Below are 9,113 nucleotides of genomic sequence, written 5' to 3' on the forward strand. Positions count from 1 at the left end.
GTGGCCTATGACACCACAGGAAATGGAGAATGGACGCAGAGCTATTGCAAGGGAATGCAGGAATGAACTTAAAAAAATAATGGAAGAGGAAAAATTATCCTCCGAAATAGAAATTAGCGTTCTAAATAAACATCTAGATAAATTTAAGTCATTAATGACAAGTGAGCAGTTAAAGAAATATTACCCTGTTTCATTTTTATCATATACAGCAAAGCAGATAGACAAGGAGGCTTGTAATGGATAATAGGTATTTAGATATGCGTGGAGTTGAAGAACTAACCGGATATAAAAAATCATATATCTATAGGGAGATTAAACACGGCAGGTTCCCAAGACAAGTTAAAAACGGCTCATCTTCTAGATGGCCTGCCGAGCAAGTTATTCAATGGCTTAACACTAAGTTCACCCCTCAATGATAGACAGCAATTCAGACTCCCAAAACTCCATCATTTTCCGCCTTTCATCTAAATATTCAGCATGGTTGTACGCAGCAATAGTTCTATTCTGTTCTGCGTGCGCCAGTTGCTTTTCTATCACCTCAGTTCTAAATCCTGCCTCATATAGACGTGTCGAGGATGTCGCTCTGAAGTCGTGACACGTCAATTCACCAGAACCAAACCCAAGATAAGTAATAGCCCTATTTAACGTTGTGTAGCTAAGTGATTTTTTACTGTTAACAATACTTGGAAATACTAGCCCGCTAATATTCTCACCGAATGCTGCTTTCAGTTTAATGAACTCATTAGTGATATTGTCAGTTAAAGGTACACTATGTGGCCTACCCATTTTCATTCGTTCTTTTTTTATCACCCATAAATTATTATCTAGGTCGAACTCATCCCATGTAGCATTTCTTAATTCAGCCTGACGAACAAATAAAAACGGAAGTAAATACAAGGCGGATTTTGTTTGCAGATAAACCCTGCTTTTATTTAAATTATCAAAATACTTCTTCAGGTTATCATTGCTTATATTCTTAGAGTGAGTTGTATTAGGTGTAATTATTGCACCTTTTAATAAAGCAGCCGGATCGCTTTCTGCTCTGAGCGTAGAAGCTGCATAGCAAAAAATAGATGAGCACCACTGTCTAACCTTTAAAGCTGTTGACGCAGAACCTCTATTCTCCATGCTTTTCATTACTAACAGGATATCATTAGGGGTAACTTCTTTAATTGGCTTATGTCCAAATGCAGGGAAGCAATCTCTCTCCAAGTATTCTCTAACCTGCTTTTTTGTTCCTGCTTTCCAAGTTATGGATTTCTTTTCCATCCATTCCTCAGCAATGAACATAAACGTATTTTTGCTTTCAAGCTCAATTTGATGTTGTTGGTTTTTCTTTTCAGTTGTCGGATTAAGCCCTTTTCTAGCAATGCTTTTAGCCCAATCTCTTTCTTTTCTTGCTTCTGATAATGATACGAACGGATATTCGCCGATGGTGTAACGACCATCTTTTGATGAGGAAAGCCAAAACCTATAACGCCAGAATTTACTACCGCTTGGCCTAACTTCAATGTACAGGCCATCGCTATCAGCGACGTTATACGCTTTGTCTTTTGGTTTGAGGGATTTTATCTTTGTATCAGTAAGAGCCATGACAGGACAACCTCAGGATAAGATTAAGTTGTCCTGTAAGTTGTCCTGTTTTTTCATGGATGTCAATGGATAGGTATGGAAGGCTATGGAAAACTAAACCTATCTATCATTGAGTTAAATAAACTTCGTGGAAACCAATGGATGTCTATGGATAAAGATTATCATTACTCAATAAAATCTTTAGCATCGACATTATCCTGCCCATTTAGGTTTATAATCTCTCTCACTACACTGGTCGCAAAGCAACCCGAGTTCAAGAAAAAATTCAATTTTACTGTTGCATCATCTAACCACTGCCACTGCATATTTTGTGGTTTTACAATCACCGCACGCCTAACTAATGAAACCCGTTCACGTTGAATCAATGGCATAAAGGCTTGGTAATCTAACAGACATTGCGTTTCAAATGCCAATGCCGCGTCTTGAGTACCTAGCTCACCATCCCCCGGTAATGGTGCCGTAACACTGAGTTCGTTTGTATCCAAACGAGGTTGTAGTGTGGAAAACTCTTCTTGCGCCGCCACGAACCAACTACCTCGACCTGTCAATTGCAGTGCATCCCCTAATATCACTTGCTGCGCCGTATTGTTGGCAATACGCTCACTCGCGACATGATTAAACATGGCACTACGCGCAGCTGAAAGGTAAAAACTGCGTTTATTACGTTCACGTACATTAATTTCTTGATTTGCCCAACGCAAGGCCTGTGTTAAATTTTGTCCGTCACGACCAAAGCGCTGTTCACCAAAATAATTAGGTACTCCTGCTAAAGCAATTTTTTGCAACCTTAACTCAACGTCTTTTGCATCTGAAATATCACGCAAAATAATTTCAAATTGATTCCCTTTCAGAGAACCAATACGTAATTTTCGCTTTTGTCGAGTCGTTGCGAGTACTTTGCAACCTTCTAATTGCCATGCAGAAAAATCAGGGGTTTCTTTACCCGGCATTTGCAAGCAAAACCACTGTTCCGTTACCGCATGTCTATCTTTTAGCCCTGCATAGCTGACGGCTCTAGCTGAAATTTTAGCAAACTTTGCTAATTGCTCAGCCACAAACAAGGTATTACAGCCTGTTTTTTCCACGCGAACCATCACATGTTCGCCTTCGCCATCAAGCTCAAAGCCTAAATCTTCTTTTACGACAAAATCTTCAGGCACACTTTTTAATGTACCAGAGGATAATGGCTTACCATGCAGGTACTGAGCATTCATTACTTTCATTACTATTATCTTTCACTAAAAGAACCACGGCGGCACAAGCAATGCCTTCTTTGCGCCCCACAAACCCTAATTGCTCTGTCGTCGTGGCTTTCGCATTAACGTCATCCATATGACATTCAAGATCTTCTGCAATATTTACACGCATCTGAGCAATATGCGGCAACATTTTAGGCGCTTGAGCCATAATGGTAATATCAATATTGCCAATACGATAACCTTTCGCGCGAACATGGCAAAAAGCGTCTCTTAACAACACACGGCTATCTGCCCCTTTGAATGCAGGGTCAGTATCTGGGAATAATTTACCAATATCCCCTAACGCCGCAGCCCCCAGTATGGCATCCGTTAACGCATGTAACACCACATCACCATCCGAATGAGCAAGCAAACCTTGTTCATAGGGGATACGTACACCACCAATGATGATAGGGCCTTCACCACCAAATTTGTGTACGTCAAAACCGTGTCCGATTCTCATTTTTTTTCCTTAATTGTTCATTCTTGAAAGGTAAAACTCCGCCAAAGTGAGATCTTCTGGGCGCGTAACTTTTAAGTTATCGGCACGACCTGCGACTAAAGCAGGTTGATAACCGCAATATTCCAATGCAGAGGCTTCATCTGTAATTACTGCGTTTTCTTTCAAGGCTTTACTTAGACAGTCCCGTAATAATAATAACGGAAAAAATTGGGGGGTGAGCGCATGCCATAGCGCTTCGCGCTCAACAGTATGGTCAATCAATTGATTTACTTTTGAACTGCGCTTCATCGTATCACGAACAGGAGCAGCCAAGATCCCACCACAACAATCTTGTTCCGTTGCTAATTGAATAATTTTATTTAAATCTTGCTGATGGAGACAAGGACGTGCAGCATCGTGCACCAAAACCCAACAATTTAGCCACTTTGGATGTAATGCCAAATAATCGAGCCCCGCCAATACCGAATCTGCTCGTTCTTTACCCCCTGTAACAGTGGTGACTTGCGGGTGATTAGCAATCGCTAATTGAGAAAAGTAGTCATCTTCTGCACCAAGCGCCACCACAATATGTTCAATATGGCTATTGGCCAGTAATGAACCGATGGTATGTTCAATAATTGTTTTGCCAGCGACCTGTAAATATTGTTTTGGGCAGTCACTATTCATACGGCTACCTACCCCAGCAGCAGGAATTAGCGCAACAATTTGTGGGGCGCTGTTTTGTGGGGGATTATTTGAATTTATCATTATTGGATTCTTACATCAGAAATTATCAGCTTATGGGTACACCGTGTTATTATCGTCATTATTATGTCTATTTTTGGTTATTACTTTCTTTAACCATCCGATAGAACGATTCACCTGGCTTAATCATACCTAACTCACTACGAGCACGTTCTTCAATCGCATCTTGACCATCATTTAAGTCATTAATCTCTGCAAATAGTTGCTCATTACGCATTTTTAAGCGTGAATTAACAATTTCCTGAGCGGCGACATCATCTTTGACCTGTACATAGTCATGTATGCCGTTTTTGCCTAGCCATAAAGAATACTGTAACCAAGCTAATATCGCGATTAATAGTAGCGTTAATTTACCCATCTTGCCCCCTGAAATGATTTGCTAATCATCCCATAACTCAACGAATGACGCCACTGTGATACTAATATTGTGATAAAAAGTTAGAATAAGCCGAATTTGAATGCACTGAATATCACCTTATTTTACCACTTAAGAAAAAAAGGTGATATTTCAGCTGCATTAATAATCAATTTGAATGATGTGATGGCGCAACAATAGTGCAATGATTTGGGAAAGGGAATCCGAAATGGGTTGTTGACCGTCAAGGTGCAAATCTGGGTTTAATGGCGCCTCGTAAGGAGAGTCAATCCCTGTAAATTGTTTAATTTTACCTTCTCGTGCTTGCTGATATAAACCTTTCGGGTCACGTTGTTCGCAAACGCTCACTGGCGTATCAACATATAATTCAAAAAATTGGTTAGGGGAAAATAATTCACGAACCTTTTGCCTATCAGATTGAAAGGGTGAAATAAATGCGGTAGCGACAATCAAACCCGCATCTACCATCAGTTTGGCCACTTCGCCCACTCGCCTAATATTTTCTTGCCGATCCGCTTCACTAAACCCCAAATCACGACACAGCCCATGACGGATATTATCGCCATCTAATAAGTAGGTTTTACTGCCCATTGAGGCTAGTTGATGCTCTATAGCTCCCGCAAGGGTGGATTTACCCGACCCCGAAAGCCCAGTAAACCACAGCACTGCCCCTTTGTGCCCATTATGACTTTCACGTAACTGGCGATCGACCATATGTTGATGCCACACAATATTATGCGTATTTGCCATCGCGATTACTTTCCACCCAACACATCACGAGCGCCCCAATGCGGGAAATGGCGACGCACTAACTTGTTAAGCTCAATTTCAAACTCACTAAACTCACTGGCTTGTTCAAAAACAGGTGGTTGCGTTTCTCGCACCAACCCAGCCCCCACCGTCACATTGGTTAACCTATCGATAAAAATCATCCCACCTGTATCTGCATTGCGCTGGTAGTTTTCTAACAACAAAGGCTCATCAAATGAAAATTCCACTAAGCCAATGCCATTTAATGGTAACTCCGTTGCCACTTTTTGGGTCAGATTATTCACATCAACCTGATACTGAATATTTTCCACTTTTGCTCGACTACGTTTCCCTGCCACCTTGATATCCAGTTGCTGCCCTTGCACTAATGGTTGCTCTGCCATCCATACAACATCAATCGAGGCATGCTGTGTGGGTTCTAGGGTTTCATTTTCAGCTACTAATAGATCACCACGGCTAATATCAATTTCATCGTCTAAAACCAATGTAATCGCCTCTCCGGGGATAGCAAACGGCTGTAAGCCAGAAAAAGTGACAATCTGTTTAATTTTAGAGGTAGCCCCAGAAGGAAGGACTTTAATCGCTTGCCCAACTTGCACGATACCTGAAGATAATGTTCCGCTATATCCTCTGAAATCTAGATTAGGGCGGTTAACATACTGTACAGGAAAGCGCATCGCTTGCTCTGACGCCTTTTGCTCCACCTGAACATTTTCTAAAATCGATAACAAGGTTTCACCTTGGTACCAAGGCAATCGTTCACTGCTATTGACGATATTATCACCATCAAGGGCAGAAATGGGGACAAACCAAACATTTAGCTCAACGGGTAACTCCGTTGCAAATTTTTGATAATCTTGTTTTATCTTCTCGAACACATCTTCACTGTAATCCACCAGATCCATTTTATTAACAGCTACAATCAAATGGCGAACCCCTAGCAAGGTGCTGATGAAACTATGACGGCGAGTTTGCTCTTGCACCCCTTTTCGAGCATCGATCAGCAAAATAGACAGTGAGCACGTTGATGCCCCCGTCGCCATATTGCGCGTATATTGTTCATGCCCTGGGGTATCGGCAATAATAAACTTGCGCTTTTCTGTTGAAAAATAACGATAAGCAACATCGATGGTAATTCCTTGCTCTCGTTCTGCTGCAAGACCATCCACCAGCAAAGCCAGATCCAGTTTTTCACCTTGAGTACCAATGCGTTTGCTATCATTTTGTAATATTGATAACTGGTCTTGATAAATTTGGCGAGTATCGTGCAGTAAACGGCCAATTAATGTACTTTTACCATCATCCACATTGCCACAAGTTAAAAAACGCAATAATCCTTTTTGCTGCTGAGCTTGCAAATAAGGCTCCACACCACCTTGCTGTTCGATTTGCAGTGCAATTGATTCATTGTAAACGGCTTGTGCCATGATTACCTCTCCTAACCTTAGATATTCGCTTTGAATTGAGAAAATTAAAAGTAGCCTTGGCGCTTCTTCAATTCCATCGACGCTGATTGGTCGCTATCAATCAAACGTCCTTGCCGTTCACTGGTAGTGGAAATCAGCATTTCTTCAATAATTTCAGGCAATGTTTGTGCATCTGATGGCACCGCCCCCGTTAATGGCCAGCAGCCGAGCGTACGAAAACGCACTTTTTGCTGGCTAATCACTTCACCTGCCTGCAAATCAATACGGTCATCATCCACCATCAATAGCGTACCTTCTCGCTGAATAACTGGGCGCTCTTTAGCAAAGTACAGCGGAACAATATCGATATTTTCCAAATAGATATATTGCCAAATATCCAGTTCCGTCCAGTTTGATAGTGGGAAAACACGAATACTTTCACCTTTGTTGATCTGCCCATTGTAGTTATGCCACAGTTCTGGACGTTGGTTTTTCGGGTCCCAACGATGAGATCGGTCACGAAAAGAGTAGATCCGTTCTTTCGCACGTGATTTTTCTTCATCACGACGTGCTCCACCGAATGCTGCATCAAAGCCATATTTATCTAGAGCCTGCTTTAAGCCTTCCGTTTTCATGATATCCGTATGCTTAGCGCTGCCATGAATAAATGGGTTGATCCCTAATCGTTCCCCCTCTGGATTTCGGTAAACGAGTAACTCAAAACCATATTTCTGCGCTGTTGCATCACGAAACTCATACATTTCACGGAATTTCCATCCTGTATCCACATGTAATAATGGAAAAGGCAATTTTCCTGGATAAAATGCCTTGCGGGCTAAATGCAGCATCACCGATGAATCTTTCCCTATGGAATACAGCATCACTGGGTTAGCGAATTCAGCGGCCACTTCACGAATAATATGAATACTTTCAGCTTCTAATTGCTGCAAATGCGTTAATTTTTTTTCGTTCATCATTGCCTCCTAAACTAAGCCAGTTCCAATACGGCACTACGCCATTTAATTTCTTCCGTTTGAGCGCCAAACCAAGCTAATTGCTGGTGTAATGCTGCAACTTCACCTATTACAATTAAAGCCGGTGCGGGTGCTTGTTTAGCCAAGGCTTCAAGCTCATATAGACTTCCTGTAACAACTTTTTGTTCGCGCCTCGTACCACAGCCAACCACCGCGACAGGCGTATTTTCACAGCGGCCAAATTGGATCAACTGTTCGCTAATTTTCGCGGCTTTCACGGTACCCATATAAATCGCTAGTGTCTGGTGACCACGAGCAAGCGCTTGCCAATCCAGTTCAATGCCATTTTCACGGCAATGCCCTGTTATGAATGTAATACTTTGCGAGTACTCACGATGAGTCAGAGGAATTCCCGCATAAGCCGCTGCACCAACCGCGGCGGTTACACCGGGAACGACTTGAAAAGGAATCCCTGCTTGCACAGCGACTTGCAACTCTTCACCGCCACGGCCAAAGATAAAAGGATCGCCCCCCTTAAGGCGCACCACTTTTTTACCTTGTTGAGCAAATTTCACGATCAGCGCATTGGTTTCTTCTTGAGAAACACTATGCGCACCTGCACGTTTTCCGACACAGATTTTGTCTGCATCACGACGCACTAATTCAAGAATGTCTTCGCTCACTAAATGATCGTATAAAACCACTTCCGCACTTTGTAAAACACGTAGCCCTTTTAACGTAAGCAACCCCGCATCTCCCGGCCCGGCCCCCACTAAAATCAACTCACCACGGTTATCCGGTTGATAAAGTTGGCGTTCTAGTTGTTGCTCAGCTTCACTGAATTGACCTTGTTCCACGAGCGACGCAAAACGCCCACTAAAACTGGTTTCCCAGAAGCGTTTTCGTTCGCGCATGTTAGTCAGCGAACTTTTCACTTTTTCACGCCAACGCCCTGCAATCTCAGCCATTTTCCCCAATGAGTTAGGCAGCATTGTTTCCAGTTTTTCTCTGAGCAAGCGCGCTAAAACAGGTGCAGTACCTGCGGAGGAGATAGCGACCACCACGGGGCTACGGTCAATAATCGACGGCACAATAAACGAACAAAGTGGTTGGTCATCCACGACGTTAACGAATATTTTCCGCTCATTAGCATCATAGAAAACCGTTTCATTCAGTAATGCATCGTCCGTTGCGGCAATTGCAAGAAAAGCATCGTCCAAATGCATGGATTGATAATCTTCGGCCAGCCAAACAAATTTATTTCGTTGATATTCTAGCTGTAACTGCGTACATAACGTGGGTGAAATGATGACTAAATCAGCCTGCGCCTTAATTAATAATTCAGCTTTACGTGCAGCTACCACACCGCCGCCAATTAACACGACTTTACGCGTGCGTAGGTCGACAAATAACGGTAAATAATCCATCTTGCTCACCCATCGTTATATAAACTTATTATATGAAACATTAAATTGACTATATGACGCCAATGGAGAGGTTTGAAATGACAAATAGCTCTTTCTTGTAACTGAAAAGAATAAGCCAAAT

The 9,113-nt window shown here is 42.2% G+C and carries 11 protein-coding genes; 2 read left to right on the plus strand and 9 right to left on the minus strand.

Annotated elements, in window-relative coordinates; translation table 11 throughout:
- The first annotated feature begins 7 nt into the window (after positions 1 to 7).
- Positions 8 to 244, plus strand: a complete 237-nt coding sequence (locus tag ACLPIE_RS02645; protein WP_430259383.1) for a hypothetical protein — start codon at positions 8 to 10, stop codon at positions 242 to 244.
- Positions 245 to 257: 13 nt separating this feature from the next.
- On the plus strand, positions 258 to 416 hold the full coding sequence (locus ACLPIE_RS02650; RefSeq protein ID WP_227024211.1) for a helix-turn-helix transcriptional regulator: 159 nt from the start codon (positions 258 to 260) through the stop codon (positions 414 to 416).
- Here the strand turns inward: ACLPIE_RS02650 and ACLPIE_RS02655 are convergent.
- From ACLPIE_RS02655 to cysG, 9 genes are all read right to left on the minus strand, one after another.
- Positions 403 to 1,593, minus strand: coding sequence for a tyrosine-type recombinase/integrase (locus tag ACLPIE_RS02655; protein ID WP_430259385.1), 1,191 nt, complete (start codon positions 1,591 to 1,593; stop codon positions 403 to 405). The genes ACLPIE_RS02650 and ACLPIE_RS02655 overlap by 14 nt on opposite strands.
- 164 nt (positions 1,594 to 1,757) lie before the next feature.
- Entirely contained in the window at positions 1,758 to 2,816 is a 1,059-nt protein-coding gene (gene truD, locus ACLPIE_RS02660) for a tRNA pseudouridine(13) synthase TruD (protein ID WP_430259387.1), read from the minus strand.
- A complete protein-coding gene (gene ispF, locus ACLPIE_RS02665) occupies positions 2,782 to 3,294 on the minus strand; it encodes a 2-C-methyl-D-erythritol 2,4-cyclodiphosphate synthase (RefSeq protein ID WP_430259389.1) in 513 nt (170 codons plus the stop codon). Before ispF ends, truD begins: the two co-directional genes overlap by 35 nt.
- Positions 3,295 to 3,303: 9 nt before the next feature.
- Positions 3,304 to 4,041, minus strand: a complete 738-nt coding sequence (gene ispD / locus ACLPIE_RS02670; protein ID WP_430259391.1) for a 2-C-methyl-D-erythritol 4-phosphate cytidylyltransferase — start codon at positions 4,039 to 4,041, stop codon at positions 3,304 to 3,306.
- Positions 4,042 to 4,108: 67 nt separating this feature from the next.
- The gene (gene ftsB / locus ACLPIE_RS02675; RefSeq protein WP_430259393.1) at positions 4,109 to 4,396 is read right to left on the minus strand and encodes a cell division protein FtsB; all 288 of its coding nucleotides are present in this window, start codon (positions 4,394 to 4,396) and stop codon (positions 4,109 to 4,111) included.
- A gap of 159 nt (positions 4,397 to 4,555) precedes the next feature.
- The gene (gene cysC / locus ACLPIE_RS02680; RefSeq protein ID WP_430259395.1) at positions 4,556 to 5,164 is read right to left on the minus strand and encodes an adenylyl-sulfate kinase; all 609 of its coding nucleotides are present in this window, start codon (positions 5,162 to 5,164) and stop codon (positions 4,556 to 4,558) included.
- A 5-nt stretch (positions 5,165 to 5,169) separates the two neighbouring features.
- Positions 5,170 to 6,612 (minus strand): sulfate adenylyltransferase subunit CysN, encoded by a 1,443-nt coding sequence (gene cysN / locus ACLPIE_RS02685; RefSeq protein ID WP_430259397.1) that lies wholly within the window; start codon positions 6,610 to 6,612, stop codon positions 5,170 to 5,172.
- Between the two features lie 44 nt (positions 6,613 to 6,656).
- Positions 6,657 to 7,565 (minus strand): sulfate adenylyltransferase subunit CysD, encoded by a 909-nt coding sequence (gene cysD / locus ACLPIE_RS02690; protein ID WP_430259399.1) that lies wholly within the window; start codon positions 7,563 to 7,565, stop codon positions 6,657 to 6,659.
- Positions 7,566 to 7,579: 14 nt separating this feature from the next.
- Positions 7,580 to 8,992 carry a siroheme synthase CysG gene (gene cysG, locus ACLPIE_RS02695; protein ID WP_430259401.1) on the minus strand — a complete coding sequence of 471 codons (1,413 nt, stop codon included), beginning with the start codon at positions 8,990 to 8,992 and terminating at the stop codon, positions 7,580 to 7,582.
- Positions 8,993 to 9,113: the final 121 nt, after the last annotated feature.

It is taken from the genome of Providencia sp. Me31A, assembly GCF_050487165.1.
Taxonomy (GTDB): domain Bacteria; phylum Pseudomonadota; class Gammaproteobacteria; order Enterobacterales; family Enterobacteriaceae; genus Providencia.

What these genes read in the sequence shown, in the direction of transcription:
- ACLPIE_RS02655 (WP_430259385.1), bottom strand. Translation starts at nt 1,593, where the DNA reads ATGGCTCTTACTGATACAAAGATAAAATCCCTCAAACCAAAAGACAAA.
- ACLPIE_RS02645 (WP_430259383.1), top strand. Translation starts at nt 8, where the DNA reads ATGACACCACAGGAAATGGAGAATGGACGCAGAGCTATTGCAAGGGAA.
- ACLPIE_RS02650 (WP_227024211.1), top strand. Translation starts at nt 258, where the DNA reads ATGCGTGGAGTTGAAGAACTAACCGGATATAAAAAATCATATATCTAT.
- cysD (WP_430259399.1), bottom strand. Translation starts at nt 7,565, where the DNA reads ATGAACGAAAAAAAATTAACGCATTTGCAGCAATTAGAAGCTGAAAGT.
- cysN (WP_430259397.1), bottom strand. Translation starts at nt 6,612, where the DNA reads ATGGCACAAGCCGTTTACAATGAATCAATTGCACTGCAAATCGAACAG.
- ftsB (WP_430259393.1), bottom strand. Translation starts at nt 4,396, where the DNA reads ATGGGTAAATTAACGCTACTATTAATCGCGATATTAGCTTGGTTACAG.
- truD (WP_430259387.1), bottom strand. Translation starts at nt 2,816, where the DNA reads ATGAAAGTAATGAATGCTCAGTACCTGCATGGTAAGCCATTATCCTCT.
- cysC (WP_430259395.1), bottom strand. Translation starts at nt 5,164, where the DNA reads ATGGCAAATACGCATAATATTGTGTGGCATCAACATATGGTCGATCGC.
- ispD (WP_430259391.1), bottom strand. Translation starts at nt 4,041, where the DNA reads ATGATAAATTCAAATAATCCCCCACAAAACAGCGCCCCACAAATTGTT.
- cysG (WP_430259401.1), bottom strand. Translation starts at nt 8,992, where the DNA reads ATGGATTATTTACCGTTATTTGTCGACCTACGCACGCGTAAAGTCGTG.
- ispF (WP_430259389.1), bottom strand. Translation starts at nt 3,294, where the DNA reads ATGAGAATCGGACACGGTTTTGACGTACACAAATTTGGTGGTGAAGGC.